Annotated in this window: 18 protein-coding genes; all 18 read left to right on the top strand. The window is 41.8% G+C overall.

The genetic code is table 11. From position 1 onward, the window contains the following. The first annotated feature begins 7 nt into the window (after positions 1–7). Positions 8–2,092 (top strand): phage portal protein, encoded by a 2,085-nt coding sequence (locus M3225_RS26785; RefSeq protein WP_251400115.1) that lies wholly within the window; start codon positions 8–10, stop codon positions 2,090–2,092. A gap of 19 nt (positions 2,093–2,111) precedes the next feature. Beyond that, complete coding sequence (locus M3225_RS26790) at positions 2,112–2,912, top strand: HK97 family phage prohead protease (RefSeq protein WP_251400117.1); 801 nt, start codon at positions 2,112–2,114, stop codon at positions 2,910–2,912. An 8-nt stretch (positions 2,913–2,920) separates the two neighbouring features. Continuing rightward, positions 2,921–3,403 (top strand): hypothetical protein, encoded by a 483-nt coding sequence (locus M3225_RS26795; RefSeq protein ID WP_251400120.1) that lies wholly within the window; start codon positions 2,921–2,923, stop codon positions 3,401–3,403. Further along, positions 3,403–4,191 (top strand): phosphoadenosine phosphosulfate reductase domain-containing protein, encoded by a 789-nt coding sequence (locus M3225_RS26800; RefSeq protein WP_251400135.1) that lies wholly within the window; start codon positions 3,403–3,405, stop codon positions 4,189–4,191. The genes M3225_RS26795 and M3225_RS26800 overlap by 1 nt, the downstream gene beginning before the upstream one ends. Further along, positions 4,191–4,760: a class II glutamine amidotransferase gene (locus tag M3225_RS26805; protein WP_251400137.1), complete on the top strand. Its 570-nt coding sequence runs from the start codon at positions 4,191–4,193 to the stop codon at positions 4,758–4,760. Before M3225_RS26800 ends, M3225_RS26805 begins: the two co-directional genes overlap by 1 nt. A 142-nt stretch (positions 4,761–4,902) precedes the next feature. After that, positions 4,903–5,589 carry a hypothetical protein gene (locus M3225_RS26810; protein ID WP_251400138.1) on the top strand — a complete coding sequence of 229 codons (687 nt, stop codon included), beginning with the start codon at positions 4,903–4,905 and terminating at the stop codon, positions 5,587–5,589. 13 nt (positions 5,590–5,602) lie between these two features. Next, positions 5,603–6,892, top strand: coding sequence for a phage major capsid protein (locus M3225_RS26815; protein WP_251400139.1), 1,290 nt, complete (start codon positions 5,603–5,605; stop codon positions 6,890–6,892). A gap of 47 nt (positions 6,893–6,939) precedes the next feature. Beyond that, positions 6,940–7,350 carry a hypothetical protein gene (locus M3225_RS26820; protein WP_251400141.1) on the top strand — a complete coding sequence of 137 codons (411 nt, stop codon included), beginning with the start codon at positions 6,940–6,942 and terminating at the stop codon, positions 7,348–7,350. After that, on the top strand, positions 7,350–8,528 hold the full coding sequence (locus tag M3225_RS26825; RefSeq protein ID WP_251400143.1) for a hypothetical protein: 1,179 nt from the start codon (positions 7,350–7,352) through the stop codon (positions 8,526–8,528). The genes M3225_RS26820 and M3225_RS26825 overlap by 1 nt, the downstream gene beginning before the upstream one ends. Positions 8,529–8,545: 17 nt before the next feature. Next, the gene (locus M3225_RS26830) at positions 8,546–8,896 is read left to right on the top strand and encodes a head-tail connector protein (RefSeq protein WP_074683519.1); all 351 of its coding nucleotides are present in this window, start codon (positions 8,546–8,548) and stop codon (positions 8,894–8,896) included. After that, positions 8,896–9,330, top strand: a complete 435-nt coding sequence (locus tag M3225_RS26835; RefSeq protein ID WP_251400144.1) for a phage head closure protein — start codon at positions 8,896–8,898, stop codon at positions 9,328–9,330. The genes M3225_RS26830 and M3225_RS26835 overlap by 1 nt, the downstream gene beginning before the upstream one ends. Before the next feature lie 12 nt (positions 9,331–9,342). Further along, entirely contained in the window at positions 9,343–9,744 is a 402-nt protein-coding gene (locus M3225_RS26840) for a phage tail fiber protein (RefSeq protein ID WP_251400146.1), read from the top strand. A 5-nt stretch (positions 9,745–9,749) separates the two neighbouring features. Then, a complete protein-coding gene (locus M3225_RS26845) occupies positions 9,750–13,205 on the top strand; it encodes a hypothetical protein (RefSeq protein WP_251400148.1) in 3,456 nt (1,151 codons plus the stop codon). A 5-nt stretch (positions 13,206–13,210) separates the two neighbouring features. After that, the gene (locus M3225_RS26850; protein ID WP_251400151.1) at positions 13,211–13,633 is read left to right on the top strand and encodes an HK97 gp10 family phage protein; all 423 of its coding nucleotides are present in this window, start codon (positions 13,211–13,213) and stop codon (positions 13,631–13,633) included. Further along, complete coding sequence (locus M3225_RS26855) at positions 13,630–14,067, top strand: hypothetical protein (protein ID WP_251400154.1); 438 nt, start codon at positions 13,630–13,632, stop codon at positions 14,065–14,067. Before M3225_RS26850 ends, M3225_RS26855 begins: the two co-directional genes overlap by 4 nt. Before the next feature lie 6 nt (positions 14,068–14,073). After that, complete coding sequence (locus tag M3225_RS26860; RefSeq protein WP_251400157.1) at positions 14,074–14,673, top strand: hypothetical protein; 600 nt, start codon at positions 14,074–14,076, stop codon at positions 14,671–14,673. Between the two features lie 61 nt (positions 14,674–14,734). Further along, entirely contained in the window at positions 14,735–15,076 is a 342-nt protein-coding gene (locus tag M3225_RS26865; protein WP_251400159.1) for a hypothetical protein, read from the top strand. A 41-nt stretch (positions 15,077–15,117) separates the two neighbouring features. Next, on the top strand, positions 15,118–15,417 hold the full coding sequence (locus M3225_RS26870; RefSeq protein WP_251400162.1) for a hypothetical protein: 300 nt from the start codon (positions 15,118–15,120) through the stop codon (positions 15,415–15,417). The last annotated feature ends 6 nt before the right edge of the window (positions 15,418–15,423 follow it).

A 15,423-nucleotide genomic window follows, 5' to 3' on the forward strand; every position in this document is an offset into this window, starting at 1 on the left:
TGAACATATGTGGACTCGCTTCAAAACGGCATGGAAAATGGCTAAAGGAATGGAGCAAAAGTCAATTACTCCAATGCAGACCCTTCCTACTTACGCAAATAATAAGCCGATCTGGAAGGATTGGAGTACCGACAATGCGGTTGCCTATGGCTATAAATCGAGTACGTGGGTATATTCCTGTGTCTCACGTATTGCGAAAACAGCGGCTTCGGTTCCTTGGAAAGTATACCGAGAAACAGACGAAGGATTAGAAGAAATTCCGAACCATCCGCTTGAGCTGCTACTGAAAAAGCCAAATCCTTTTATGAGTGGACAAGATATGTTTGAACGTATGGTAGGACACTTGTATTTAGGCGGTAACGGTATTTTATCTAAAGTGAAGGTCAATAATGTCGTAGCTGAATTATGGCCTGTAATGCCTGATGCTATCTCTCCTATCCCGAGCAAAACAGATTTTGTTGCAGGATATGAGTACCGAGCAAATGGGATTACGTATGAAATTCCTGCGGATGAGATTCTACACTTCATGTTCATTGATCCTGCAAATCTTTACTGGGGATTAGCTCCGCTTCAAGCGGTTGCGAGAAGTGTAGATACGGATAGTGAAATGCTAGATTGGCAGAAAGTAAGTCTACAAAACAGAGCGATTGCAGACGGTGTATTTTCTTTTAAACAACCGCTAACCCGTCAACAGTGGGAAGATGCAAGAGCTATGGTACGTGACCAACATCAAGGTTCAGGTGGTGCTCGTACTCCTTGGGTATTAGGTGGGGAAGCAAATTGGACACAGATGTCGTTAACTCCCGCTGAAATGGATTTTATCCAATCACGTAATTTTACCCGAGAAGAAATTTGTTCCGTTTTTAATGTTCCACCTCCAATGGTCGGACTATATGAAAATGCTACGCTTAGCAATATCGAAACCGCTCGTAAAATCTTTTGGTTAGATACGATGATTCCTTTACTAGAAGATTTAAAGAGTAGCTTCAACCTAGCCTTAACTCCTGAATTTGGGGAAGGTCTTGTGCTTAGTTACGATGTATCTAGTGTGCAAGCCATTCAAGATAACTACGGGGAAAAAGTAGCTACTGCAAAAGAGTTATGGTCTATGGGTTTACCATTCAATGAAATCAATCAACGTTTAGAATTAGGATTTGATGAAATTGAAGGTGGAGAGGTTGGATATCTTCCGCTTAACTTAATGATTGCAGGAACAGACCCAACGCAAGCCACAACGGATGCTACTTCTACAGATGAAAACGTAAACGTAAACGATGATATAAACCTAGACGCAGAACCAAATGTAGCGGGATATAAACCACGTAACCAAAAGGCTTGGAACTTAGATACCGAAGAACAAAAAGAGCTGTACTGGAAGAACCTCGATAGCAGACGTAATGCGTGGAGTAACCAGTTCTCGAAACGTGTTGAGGATTTATTCCAAAGTGAAGCAAAAGCAGTAGCCAAAGCTTATCAAGATGGGGGAGCAGATTCAGCTTTTGAAGCCATCGAGATACGTGAAAATACGTGGAGCCAGTTATACAAAGCTATGTATCTAGCGGTAATTGAAGACTTCGGGGAGAATACGTGGGATTTACTGAAATCACAAGGTCCTACGAAAACCAAAGCCTTTGACCCTTGGGATGATTTTATTCAGCTATGGGTAGCAAATAGAGCCGCTGACATGGTGAAAAATGTTTTAGATACCACGAAAGATTTAATCCGTAACGTGATTGCACTTGGTCAAGAAGAAGGATTGAGTGTAGTGGAGATCGCCAAAGCCATTCGTGAACGATATGACGGTTTTACGAAACGTAGAGCGGAAGTTATTGCTCGAACGGAAACCGTAGCTTCCTCTAATTTTGGGAGTATGGCTAGTGCGAAACAGACAGGATTAAACCCAAAAAAAGTGTGGGTATCGAGCCGAGACAAGCGGGTTCGTGATACGCATGAGGGTGTAGATGGAACAATGGTAGGCATTGATGAGGAATTTCATGTAGGTGGCGACGCTATGCTTCATCCAGGCGGTGGAAGTAAAGCCAGTGAAAATGTAAATTGCCGTTGTACCCTATCGTATCGAGTAGTCAGATAACCCAAAAGGAGTGAATGATATGTTATTTAAAAGCCTAGCGATGGAAGTAAAAGCAAATACAAGTAAACGTACGTTTTCAGGGTATGCTTCAAAATTCGGAAATGTAGATTTACACAATGACATTATCGAAAAGGGAGCTTTCACGAAAACTATTTCAGAACGTAAGCCTAAAAATATGATTAAGGTTTTATGGCAGCATATTGACCCTATCGGTATGCCTGATGTCATTGAGGAAACAGACGAAGGGTTATATGTAGAGGGGAAAATCAGTAAGACCCAAAAGGGAGACGAAGCGATTGAGCTTATGCGTGACGGTGTAGTAGATGGAATGTCCATTGGCTATGACGTAATAAAAGACGATGTGGATCAAGAAAAAGGTGTGCGTCTTTTAAAAGAGTTGAAGCTATATGAAGTTTCGATTGTAACATGGGGTGCGAATCCCGAAGCGATGATTACAAACGTGAAGCATTTACAAGCCTTAAACGATATCTTTAAAGATGACCATATCAGAAGCCTTGGAGAAATCAAAACGCTCTTAGACAAGATGAATGACCGCTTAGAGAGTGAAACATTCGGTGCGAAAGATGGAAACATTATTATCAACATGGAAGAACTAAAAGCAGGGAAAGTTTTATCAAAAAGCAACCGTTCGAATCTGGAACAAGCGGTTCAACTTATTGAATCCGTATTAGAAACAGGTGATTCAGCTCAAACAGGCAATGAGGAAGACCAAACAGACGATGGAAAATCTGTGAATTTAGAAGAGGATGCAGAATTAAAATCCTTGCTATCTGAAATCCGCTCTTATGCGAGAAAGTAGGTGAGAATATGAGCCGAGCCTTCTATCAAAGTTCCTTTATGGAATGGGCAACCATTAACGGATATCAAGCCTTTTTCCAACCGAACACAATTGATTTACCTGATGGTATCTCATTAAATCAGTATGGATGGCTAGATTGCCCGACAGGTACAGATATTGTTCTTCCTCTTTGTGAATGCAAACCAACTGATAACTATGAAATCTATTGGTTTTCAGAAAAAATCGTAACCAATTCTTCCAATCCCGTTCGTATGTCTTTAGAAGGAAACTTTCATTTTGATGAGACGATAGGTGATTTTAATCCTGATTCATGGCAAACAACCGCTGGATATACTGTAACCAGTAGCAAAGACCATATTTGGAACGGAATTGCCCCTATCCGAACAGTGCCGGGGGAAGCATTGCGATTAAGAGTCTTTCCTTCACAAGGAAATAACAATGATTTTTACTTTAAATTCATTGGATTTAAAATACCGAAGGACTTTGTGTAATGCAGGTACTAGGTAGAAAACAAACGTCCTCTCATGAAGACTGGATAGAGGTAATGGACAATATCGAACACATTGTACCAAAGCGGGAACTGGATAATCTACTTGACCGCTCTGTTGAAGATGTGAAGAAGAAAACCAAAGGGAAGAAAACAGCCTTTGCATGGAGCGGTGGGAAAGATAGCATTGCCCTTGAAGGTGTGATGAAAGAAGCAGGGGTTCATGAATGCTTAATGGGAATGAGTAATCTTGAATATCCCCAGTTTTTACGATGGGTAACGGATTATATGCCCGATGGATTAGAAGTCATCAATACAGGACAGGATCTAAAATGGCTTGCGAAACATCAGGATATGCTTTTCCCTCAAGATTCAACTACAGCTGCGAAGTGGTTCAAGATGATTCAACATAAAGCCCAAGAGAAATATTTTGAGAAACATAAGCTTGAAATCATTATCTTAGGACGAAGAAAAGCCGATGGTAACTACATTGGGAAAAAGGGAGAAAACCTTTATACCAACAGACAGGGAATTACTCGGTTCAGCCCTATTGCAGACTGGACACATGAACATATCCTAGCTTATCTCCATTACTATTATAAGAATCCATTACCTCCGTTTTATTCGTGGCCAAGAGGATATCGATGTGGAACCCATTCATGGGCAGCTCGACAATGGTGTAACGGAATTATGGACGGTTGGAGGGAAGTTTATATGATTGATCAGGATATTGTCTTTGAAGCTTCCAAGTATATAGCTTCCGCAAAAACGTTTTTGGAGAGGATGCGCTAATGTGTGGAATCTTTGGCTTTATCGGAAGTAAACCAGACCTGTCTTTGCTAAAAGAGATTGGAGAGCTTGCTAGTACGAGAGGGGTTCATGGTTGGGGAGTTGCAAGTGATAGGTATTTTGAAGTTGGGAACGGAAAATTGGAGCAGAAAATAGACATTCTCGATTCGTTTAAAGATGAATCGTGGTTGATTGGACATTGCAGGCTTGCGACATTTGGAAACTATAACGGTGTCGTACAACCGCTTCGTTCCGAAAGACATATCTTTGCTCATAATGGAAACGTCTATAACTATAAATACCTAGCAAACTATATTCACTATACGATGAAAACAGATTGCGATAGTGAAGTGATAGGAGCGTTACTGGACGTAGGCTATTCACTACGAAAAGTATCTCAGCTTCTAAACCAGCCATACGCGATCTTGACCACAACCAAAAAGGGAATGTCCGCTATCCGAAAAGGACTGCCTTTGTTTGTGAGTGAGCGGGAAGAAGGGACGTATTTTTGTAGCCGAGCCTTTGACCGTAGCGAACCGCTAAAAGAGGGTAGGGAGTACTCCTACAAGTAAATGTTTACGTTTACGTTTATGTTTTATCGATGGATTGCATATAACAGGTTAGGAACAATCGCTCACTTTACCTTTCTTTTGAGCCGAGCAATCACTCAAATGCAGGGGAAAAGCCGAGATATTCTTGGGAGGTTATGCTGAAATGCTAGAAATGGAACAAACATTAAACGGATTTATCAATAAAGAATTACGTACTGGTGAAATCATTGACGAAAGTAGTGGAATGTATCCTACTAAACTTCTTGGTTACGAGGGAGACGGAGAGTTTGTAGCAGGTTCGGATACATCAACTATTTACGGATACGTCATTGATGGAGAAGTGGAGCTTTGTAATAACGAAAGCCACTGGACAGTTCGTGAAGGCTACTATTTCTCAACCGTTGGAGAATTAAAAATCCAAGGTACAGGGAAAGTTGCTTTAATTGAGCGCTATGGATACCGAGGGATGTTTCAAATTGGGGGACCAGTTGAACATCGAGGACGTCTTGCTTATATAGATGGTTGCAGTGATTCGCTGTTAATCCATCCCGCTCGAAAGGGAGACCCATGCTTAAACTTATTGGTTTTCCCACCAAATATCAGACAAACCATGCACATCCACCCTTCTATTCGAATGGGGATTGTAGCAAGCGGAAAGGGACGTTGTGTAACGCCCCAAGGTGAAAAACCGCTTGTGCCTGGAACAGTCTTCTGTCTTCAAGAAATGGCTCAACACTGTTTTTATACAGATGAATCAGGTATGAAGATCGTTGCCTATCATCCTGACAGTGATTCGGGTCCAAGTGATGAAGACCATCCAATGTTTAACCGTACACTTACAAATAGATGAGGGGGATTCACGAATGATGTATAAAAAACCATTCAATCCATTAGTAAAATTAGATATTCAGTTCTTTGCTGAAAAGACTGAGTTAAATATTAAATCATTGCATACCGAGTTTAAAGAAGCTTGGGGTGAGCTGAAAGGCTTACTAGATGACCAATCAGAAGAAATCAAAAAATACGGTACAACAAACGATGATACCGTTAATAAAATTAAATCCGTTGAAGGTAAAATTTCCGACATCGGCGATGAAATGAAAGAGATTCAAAAACGTGCGGATGAAATCGAAAAGAAATTTGGTCGCCCTGATTTAGCAGGTGGCGGACAAGTTAAATCATTAGGTGAAATGTTCGTTCAATCAGAAGCATTTGAAGCGATGAAAAAAGCAAATGAATTTAAATCCGCTCCAATGCGTACGAAATCTTTATATCAAGGCAGTAAAGCAATCATCACAACTGCTGACGGTTCAGGTGGTGCATTAACAGGCACTCAAACGGCTCAAGTAGATATGGCAGCTCCAACACGAGCATTCCGTTTACGTGACCTATTACCTGTACAAGCTACACAATCTAATGCGATTGAGTACGTACAAGAAACAGGATTCACGAACACAGCTCGTCCAGTAGCAGAGACTACAGCGAAGCCTGAATCAGCTTTAACGTTTGATGTAATGAGCGAATCTGTAAAGACTATCGCTCACTGGATTCCTGCTTCTCGCCAAGTGTTGGATGATGCAGGACAGCTTCAAGCGTATATCAATAACCGCTTATTATACGGATTAATGTTAGCGGAAGAGCAACAAATCCTATACGGTGACGGTACAAGCCCGAACCTTCAAGGTATCCTAACTCACACTGGCATCCAAGGTTATAACTGGAGCGGTGGTACAGTAGGAGATTCTAAAATCGACGCTATCCGTCGTGCTATCACATTAGCTCGTATTGCTGAATATCCAGTAAACGGTGTCGTACTTCATCCGAACGATTGGGAAGATATCCAATTAGCAAAAGGTGATGACGGTCACTACATTTGGGTAAATGTCAATGACGGTGGAGTTATGCGTTTATGGTCTGTTCCTGTAGTAGAAACAACTGCAATCGCAGAAGGTGAAGCCCTAATCGGTTCATTCAATATGGGTGCAATGCTATGGGATCGTGAAGATGCAAATATCCGAGTAGGTGAGCCACAAGATTACTTCACTCGTAACATGGTTGCTATCCTAGCGGAAGAACGTATGGCATTAACTATCTTCCGACCAGAAGCATTCGTTGGTGTAACATTCGACGCGGCTCCAACTGCTGGTGTTTAATCGTACACGTTTACGTTTACATCTACCGTATAGGGGATGATTTATAGATGGGAATTAAAATGATTGCTCTTCGTACCTTTGCGGGTGCGGAGGGTTTTCTAAGGAGAGGACAAACCTTTGAAGCTCTTAATGAAACAAGAGCGCGTTCTTTATCAGAAGCGAAACTTGCGGAAAGAGTGGAAGAAGAAAGCGTACCTTCCGAGAAGGAGAATCCCGATCAACAAGCTCCGCCGGAAAACAAAGTGAACCTTCGAGAAGTTCATTTAATTGAACCCGTAGAAGGCCCTGATATTGTAGAACCTTCTGAATTGCAAGCTCATTTAAAGAGTGAAGAACCTGATGTCGTCCCTCATATTGGCGGTGGTTGGTATGAGCTGCCTAATGGTGTTCGAATCAGAGGAAAAGAGAAGGCTCTTGCAGAGTATGAAGCCTATCTAAAAGAAAGTGGTGAAGCGTAATGGCTGAAGTGTATAACATGAAAGCTCTTAGTACGTTTTATGGTACTGGTGGCTATATCGTAGCAGGACAAGAGTTCTTTACTACGTCTAAAGCCCAAGCGGATATGTTAGTAAACCAAGGTAAAGCGGTCTATACGGATGGAACAGAACCCGCTCAACCTGAACATGACGATTTAAAACTGCAAGCCAAATATAGATACGAAACTCCTGAAAAACAAACAGAATTTAAAACTTCTGCATTAGAAAGGAATGTGACTAGTATGGCTAATCCAGTAAATATCAAAATCAGTGTTGACGGTGTGAATCCCGAGGATTTAAACGTTGAAGTGGTTCGTGATGAAAAAGTAGAAGAAGAAACAGTAGTTGTACAAGAAAATCAACAAAAAGTAGCAAATCAAGGTGAGCAACCACAAGCTCAACAGCAGGAGCAAAAGCAAGCTCAGCCACAACAACAGCAACAGGCTCAACCACAAGAAACGTCTCAACAACCTCAATATGAAAAGCAAAATCAGCAACCGCAACAGCAACAAGCGGAGCAAAGTGAAGAAGCAAAAGCTTCCGAGGAACTTCAATCCCAAGAACAGCAATTAATTCAACAATTAAATGAAATTCGTGCCAAGCAAGAAGAGCTAAAAAAAAATGATTCTTCCCAAAAAGAACAGCCAGTAGATTCTCAGAATTCTACATTTGAAGCTCGTCACGTAGGCGGTGGTTGGTACGACCTTCCAAACGGTGAGCGTGTTCAAGGAAAAGACAATGCTGAAATGCGTTTAAAAGAAATTCAAGAATCTTATCAGCATTTACAAGGACAAGTTCAAACTCGTTCCCAAGAGGAACAACCACAAGCTCAACAAAATGAAAATGTAGGCAAATTCCATCCAAATCAAGATCGTGTTCGTCAAGCGAATACTCCTGTTGAAGATGGAGCAAGCCTTAACGAAGCTCAAACAAATACGTATGCTGAAACGGTTGAATCTGGAAACCTAAGCGGTTGGAATGGTGAACAGCGAAACCAAGCACAAGGTCAGCAATCTAGCCAAGGTGAACAACCTCCAAGCGGTATGGCTAGTGGTTCTACAGGTTCTACTGGTGGCAATGCTGGCGGTGGAAATACTGGTGGCTCAACAGGTGGCGGAAATACTGGCGGTTCTACTGGTGGAGGAAATACAGGTCAGTAAAGAAAGTGGTGAGGTAGATGGCTTTGGAGCAATTAGTCATTTCGGTAACGGAAATGAAATCCTATCTTCGGGTGGATCATACCGCTGATGATGAATTACTAACCCTCTTAATCGAAACCGCTAAAGAACAAGCCGAAGCTTATCTTAATCACGACTTTACGGAAATAGATACGGAGGGGGTAGTCACATATTTGACTATCCCCTCTACTGTAAAGTTAGCTTGTATGCGGATGGTTAACAGTTGGTATGACTACAGGGATGATGTAACCGAAACAAGTACCCTTGGAGATCGTAGCCGAAATGTCGGGGAGATTCCTTGGGATGCAGAGGAGCTTCTTTGGAAGTATAAAAAGTTGGTGGGGACATAATGTTTAGCGGATATTTAGATAAACGTGTCACTGTCACCAAAACCCAAAAAGTATTTGATGGTCGGGGAGGATGGACAAACAAACCTGTTTCACTTGGACAGTTTTGGGCAGCTATCGAACCGCTTGGAATATCCGAGATCGCGCAATATTCTGCAATGGATATTAGTGTTACCACTCAAATTCATATGAGATATAATACGTCAATCACTCAAGGTTGTGTAATTGAATTCAGAGGAAGAAAATACGAGGTGCAAGGTGTCGTAAACCCTGCATATCAAGACGAATATATGGAATTGATTGTCGTCGAAACAGGAAAACCTGTTGAAAATACACCTGCTCTTGTTACGGAAAGTGAAAAAGTTACATTTGCAGGAAAAGCAACAGGGGATGGAGACGAAACACGAAAAATCTATTTTGGTGTCACATACGACTAAGGAGGAAATTACATGTCATTTACTAACTATCTTGAAAGTGTCATTTTAGATGAAGTATTCGGAGGGGTCAATTACACTCCACCTGCAACGGTTTATGTAGGACTTAGTACCACAGCTATTAATGAAGATGGAACAGGCGTAACAGAGCCAACAGGTGGCGGTTATGCTCGTGTTGCCGTAGCAAATAACGGAACAAACTGGCCTGCAACAGGAACAGACGGTACAAAATCAAACGGTACAACGATTACATTCCCACAAGCAACTGCAGATTGGGGAACCGTTACTCATTTCTTTATTGCAGATTCAAACACTGGCGGAATTTTAGCTTATGCGCCAATCGGTGTATCTAAAACAATCGGAGTAGGAGATACAGCAAGTTTTGGAGTGGATTCATTAACAATTACATTGGACTGATGTAAATGGCAACTTATAAAACGGATTTTAGTGAATATACGGTCGGGTATGAACCTTCCGATTGGACACCTATATGGGTCACGACAAATGATACATGGACAGTTACAAGTGTAGCAGATGCAACAGACGGAAAAACGTTACGACATACCGCTACAGCGGATGCTAGACGGTTAGCAACATGGAATGCGGTTGGAAGCGTTAGTGGCGATTTTGATGTTTTGCTCAAATGGAAAACAACGGATTCATTAAGTGGGAATATTCCAACCCGTATATTCGCTTACGCTTCGGGAAGTGCGACTCAAACGACCCAACAGGGTTTTCAACTGGATGCCTTGTTTCCGGCAACTTTACGGATTGGTCGAACGGTAAATGGTTCCTATTCAACATTAGCTTCTAATACCGCTATGCCAATTGCATTCCAAGCGAACACATGGTATTGGTTCCGATTCCGAAGAGTAGGAACTTCCTTAATGGGTAGAGCGTGGAAAGATGGCGATGCGGAACAAGCAACTTGGGATATTTCAACGTCCAGTACTGCTCTTACATCAGGTAGTATCGGTATCGGTTCGTATGACTATGAGGGAACTCGTGATTATGACTATTTCAGTGTCGGTACAAATGGAGATTCTGCTCCATCACCAGTGGAAGCACCACCTCCTGACACAACTGCACCCGCTGAAATCACAAATCTAACCGAAAACCATACGGATATCGTTATTGAATTCAACTGGACCAAGCCAACGGATGCTGATTTTTACGGAGTCAACGTCTATCGAAATGGAACAAAACGAGCGGGAGACCTCGGTTCAACCTACACCGATTCAGGTGTTGCACCAAATACGACCTATTTGTATCGCTTTACAACCGTAGATACGTTAGGAAATGAGAGTAACGGGACCGAGATTTCTGTTACAACAGACCCGCAGAAGCAATATAGGCACTTAAAACCAATTGAGATTGTGAGTATCAATAACTTTACACCAAATGATGTCACGTATATTCAAGATGACCCGATGAATGAGGATGCGAACGTCCTAACAACCATTGATACTTTGTCTAGTCCGTCGATTCGATTGAAATTTGAAACACCAGATTCGCCGATTAGTGGATTACAAACAATGCGTTGGGTAGTCGATGATCCGTATTATGTAGGTACACGAATTACGATTTATGACGGTGGTGTACAAGTTTATCAATCAGGCATGAAATATCCTCAAGGTGGAACGCAGCCAATTGTTGAAACCTTTAATGCGGATGTTCTTACAGATACGACCATGCAAAATGTTGAAGTCGTACTGGAATCTACGGTTTATGCAGGAGATACCATTGCCAATTTAGGTGCGATTGAATGGACATTTCCTGTTGATGAAACCATTGTTCCGATTGATGGCTCTATTACTGGAACGTCAGGAGCTTCCGCTAGTTTAACAAGAATCCATGATGTAGAAGGTTCGCTATCTGTTTCTTCAACAGTGAATGGAAGCTTGTTTATAGATAAGGGATTAGAAGGGAATCTGGTTTCATCTTCTACCTTAGAAGCAGAGCTAACCATTAACAGAGGATTAAGCGGGAATATGGACGTTGTTTCAACTACAAATGCTGATTTTATCGGGCTTGCATTTGGAATAACAGGCACTATTTCTTTTATTTCAGACCTTGAAAGCATGATAACAAGGAGAATTGGATTATCAGGAAGTGTCGGTGCTTCTTCTACACTTGTAGGAGGACTTGAAGAAACAGAAGGAATATTCGGAAGCATTACCGCAACCGCTCAGATAAGTAGTACCTTGACCATTGATAGAGGATTTGAAGGTTCAATTACTTCTCAATCTTCAGTAGAAGCGATGGCAGGAATACAAAAGGAGATCGCGGGAAGCATTCAAGCCGAATCATTTGTATCCGACGTTCCACTCTTACTTATTCGTAGCTTGCAAGGGGACATCCTAACTGTCACATCTGAATTATCTGCGGATATGTTGGAAAAGACCGTAGGCATAGATGGTGTGATAGAAGCGGATTCGTCATTATCGGGCATTATCGAAAAGGGAATGACCTTACAAGGTCAGGTTTCTAGTAATTCGAGTGTAACCGGCGAGATAGACCGCTCTATTTTAATAGATGGATTGATAGGAGCTGCTTCATCTGTAGAAGAAGCCATGTTACCAATCCACCGTCCATTAAACGGAACGATAAGCGGTCATTCTACTTCAACAGCAAGTTTCACTGTAGAAGGTGAAATACAGCTTCGAGGAAACATAGGAGCAACTTCTACTACAAATGCTGTTATGAATATAGGCAGACCGCTTGAAGGCACGATTGAAAACCAGTCGGCTTTACAGGCAGACCGCTTGTTATCTGAAAAAGCAATCAGTGGTTCAGTGGAAGCAAATTCCGATGTAAATGGATCTCTAAATAGAGCTTTTCGCTTAGATGGAAGCGTGAGTGCGAATACGGACGTATACGGAAACGTAAACCGATTCATTTCACTAGATAGCTTAATAGAAGTAAATTCCGATATGGCTGGAGCCTTTACCCTTGAAGGACAGGTTACGTTACGAGGAAGAATAGATGCACAGTCCACACTATCCACAGAATTAGCGATTCAATTCGGGATAAGTGGAAATATCCTTTCAAATTCAGATGTTGAAAGTAGTATATGGGTAGAAGCCCAACTTATCGGTGAAATTGAAGCTTTATCTAGTGTACTCGGTGACGTAACAAGAGGTATACCGTTAGACGCTCAAATTAGCTCATTTTCATCTGTTTTAGGTGAACTGATAGTAGAAGGCTTCCTTCCCTTAAATGGACAAATAGAAAGCGTGTCAAACGTTTCTAGTAGTATGAACGTTTTACATTCCCTAATCGGGTGGGTAGATTCTGTTTCTGACCTTTCAAACCCTGTATTAAACAGACAGAGATTAATAGATGGCTCTATTTCTTCTCTATCTAGTATTCAAGGGAGAGCGGGTCTTACAAAATTACTAGAGGGTGACATTACCGCTAACAGTAATCTGTATACACAGGAACCGATTGATACCTTGATTGAGGTAGATACCGTTTCGTATAGCGGGGTAGCAACCGAAGATGACCAAAAAGTTTTATCCTATACCATCGATTCGGGGGTAGGAAGACGAGTTGAATTTGTTTTCTCATTCATTGTTTCTCCTACCAATCTACGAAGCTTGGTATTTCGGGTAGAAGGCACACTGGGTCAGCCTTTCACTTTACAGGCCTATAATGTGGTTTCAAAAACGTGGGATTCAACGACTACTGTTACCTATGACGGAAAAACTGCGGAACAATTTGTAACTCTGACCTTAACTGACTATACGAGATATTTGTCTGCTAGTAATGAGTTACGAATTCGAATGCTATCCGTCAACCGTTTTACAAGTGGAACCCTAACCCTATCAACCGATTATGCGGAATTGGTTAAAACGTATACACATGAAGCGAGGTGATGCAGATGCCAAAAGTGAATATAACGGTTCAAAATAACAGTCAACAGGCAATTCGTATGATGAAAGATGCACAGGAAGACCGCTTGCTAGAAGCCATTACAGAATGGCATGCGGGAATCGTTGAGGATATGTTGGTTGGGGAGCGGTCAGGGAGAACTTATCGTATCCCCGGCTCAACTCGAACGTATCGGGCTAGTCGCCCAGGCGAAGCCCCTGCAACTGTCACTGGACGATTAAGAAGTTCCTACCGTTTTCGTGTAACCGAAACAGGCGGGAACAAAGTTGGAGAAGTCGGAAGCCCTTTAGATTATGCGTTATATCTAGAAAAAGGGACAAGCCGAATGGCTCCAAGACCGCATGTGCTTCCTGCTTATTACAAGCGGGAGTCAAGCATAAAAGCCGCGCTAACAAGGGAATGGTTCAAATGAGTGTAATCTCGACTCTGTTTAATACCTTATCGGGGGATTTAGACCTTCGAGCATTACTGGCAGCGCATAGTTTAGCTCCCGATTTTCCGGCGATATACGACCGATGGGCAACAGAAGATATTCCAATGCCTTATATCGTTCTATCCTACGGATTTGAAGCAGGAGACGTTACGTCCAAGATGGATAGTAGCGTGGTGATGGATATTTTCACAGCAGGAAATAGTACCATCATGGCCGAGAACATTCGGGATAGGTTAAGGGAAATACTTGACCACAACATTATCTTCTCTGAAGGGGAAGGACCTATCCGCACTCATTATTTGAGGGATGGGAATATTCAAGAACCCGAAGATGACGTTGTTCACTGGATGATCGAGTTTCGTGTGATTTATTGGGATGCTAGTTTAATAAATGCAATTAACCAAAGGAGCTGATTGTAGATGGCACGTTCTACGACTGGATTAACAACTGAAACGGTAAACCGCTTTTTAATCAATGCAGGTGCGCTTTATGTGAATTTAGGATTACCTGATGAAAGATTGCTAGGTGCAACTCGTGACGGTGTGACGATGACGATTGAGCAAGATGTAGCTGAAATCGAAGTCGATGGCACAAAAGGACCATTCATGGGTGGACGTCGTATTTTAGAAGTTCGTCCACGCTTAGAAGTAACGATTTTAGAAATGACACCTGAAAACTTTAAATTAGTTCTAGCAGGAAGTGATACAGCAGACTATACAGAAGAAGGCGCAACAGCTCCAACGCATACAGCCATTACTCGTAACCGAGGAATCCAAATGAGTGATTATGTATCGAACATTGCGGTAGTTGGTACGCTATCAGGTTCAAATGAAAACTTCATCGGTATTATCTATAATGCTTTGCAAGATGATGACTTTGAAATCGAAACAGACCCTACAGGTGAAGCGGGATTAAGTGCTACATTCACTGGACACTTTGACCCTGCAAACATGGATCAAGAGCCTTGGGAAATTCGTTTACCTAACATTACGACAACAACAACTGCTCCAAGCGCTTAATATGTGACGTTTACGTATACGTGTACAGAAACCAAAACTACTATATCGGGGGATATGACCTATGAGTTATCAAGTAAGACGTTTAGCGACAAAAGATTTATTTACGATGACAAAGATTCTTTCAAAAATCTCGGGTGATGTGCGAGACGGATTGAAGGATTTGCAGATCCGCAAAATTGACCAACAGCTATTTGGAATTATCGTCGTTGAAGCTGCGATGAAACATGCGGAAAGCGATATGAAACATTTACTGGCTGACTTAATCGGAAAGACGGTTGAGGAGTTTGAGCAAGAGCCTTTCGATGCTCCGATTACGGTTTTAGATATTGTAGCGGAACAAGAGGACTTAAAGAGTTTTTTTACCAAAGCACAAGGTTTAACGAAGAAGTTATTTGGCAAGTAATCGACCTCATTCAAGCGAGATATGGTTGGACGGATGAAATTGTGTTCGACCTTCCATATTCTCGCTTTTGTCAATTACAGGAGCTTCTTTTCAAAAAACGAGAAGAAGAAATCCGAGAATCGTATGTGCTTCAAGCCTTCAATGCGTTTCTCATGGGTGCAGGTCAGAAGAAAAACCTTAAACAATTCCTTAAACACTTGGGCTTAGATGAGAAAAAAACCACTCCACAGCAACAGAAAATGAGCAGGGAAGAAGCGAAGAAAATCGCTCAGCGAAACATCGCCAATGCTCAACAGATTTTGTTGCTTGACCGTATGAACCGAAAACAAAAAGAAGGGTAGGTGAAC

Origin of the sequence: Priestia aryabhattai (assembly GCF_023715685.1) — a bacterium.
Lineage (GTDB): Bacteria > Bacillota > Bacilli > Bacillales > Bacillaceae_H > Priestia > Priestia aryabhattai_B.

Coding starts and splice junctions, on each gene's coding strand:
- M3225_RS26825 (WP_251400143.1), top strand. CDS start 7,350: ATGGCTGAAGTGTATAACATGAAAGCTCTTAGTACGTTTTATGGTACT.
- M3225_RS26800 (WP_251400135.1), top strand. CDS start 3,403: ATGCAGGTACTAGGTAGAAAACAAACGTCCTCTCATGAAGACTGGATA.
- M3225_RS26795 (WP_251400120.1), top strand. CDS start 2,921: ATGAGCCGAGCCTTCTATCAAAGTTCCTTTATGGAATGGGCAACCATT.
- M3225_RS26845 (WP_251400148.1), top strand. CDS start 9,750: ATGGCAACTTATAAAACGGATTTTAGTGAATATACGGTCGGGTATGAA.
- M3225_RS26810 (WP_251400138.1), top strand. CDS start 4,903: ATGCTAGAAATGGAACAAACATTAAACGGATTTATCAATAAAGAATTA.
- M3225_RS26865 (WP_251400159.1), top strand. CDS start 14,735: ATGAGTTATCAAGTAAGACGTTTAGCGACAAAAGATTTATTTACGATG.
- M3225_RS26820 (WP_251400141.1), top strand. CDS start 6,940: ATGGGAATTAAAATGATTGCTCTTCGTACCTTTGCGGGTGCGGAGGGT.
- M3225_RS26835 (WP_251400144.1), top strand. CDS start 8,896: ATGTTTAGCGGATATTTAGATAAACGTGTCACTGTCACCAAAACCCAA.
- M3225_RS26805 (WP_251400137.1), top strand. CDS start 4,191: ATGTGTGGAATCTTTGGCTTTATCGGAAGTAAACCAGACCTGTCTTTG.
- M3225_RS26860 (WP_251400157.1), top strand. CDS start 14,074: ATGGCACGTTCTACGACTGGATTAACAACTGAAACGGTAAACCGCTTT.
- M3225_RS26855 (WP_251400154.1), top strand. CDS start 13,630: ATGAGTGTAATCTCGACTCTGTTTAATACCTTATCGGGGGATTTAGAC.
- M3225_RS26785 (WP_251400115.1), top strand. CDS start 8: ATGTGGACTCGCTTCAAAACGGCATGGAAAATGGCTAAAGGAATGGAG.
- M3225_RS26815 (WP_251400139.1), top strand. CDS start 5,603: ATGATGTATAAAAAACCATTCAATCCATTAGTAAAATTAGATATTCAG.
- M3225_RS26840 (WP_251400146.1), top strand. CDS start 9,343: ATGTCATTTACTAACTATCTTGAAAGTGTCATTTTAGATGAAGTATTC.
- M3225_RS26790 (WP_251400117.1), top strand. CDS start 2,112: ATGTTATTTAAAAGCCTAGCGATGGAAGTAAAAGCAAATACAAGTAAA.
- M3225_RS26850 (WP_251400151.1), top strand. CDS start 13,211: ATGCCAAAAGTGAATATAACGGTTCAAAATAACAGTCAACAGGCAATT.
- M3225_RS26830 (WP_074683519.1), top strand. CDS start 8,546: ATGGCTTTGGAGCAATTAGTCATTTCGGTAACGGAAATGAAATCCTAT.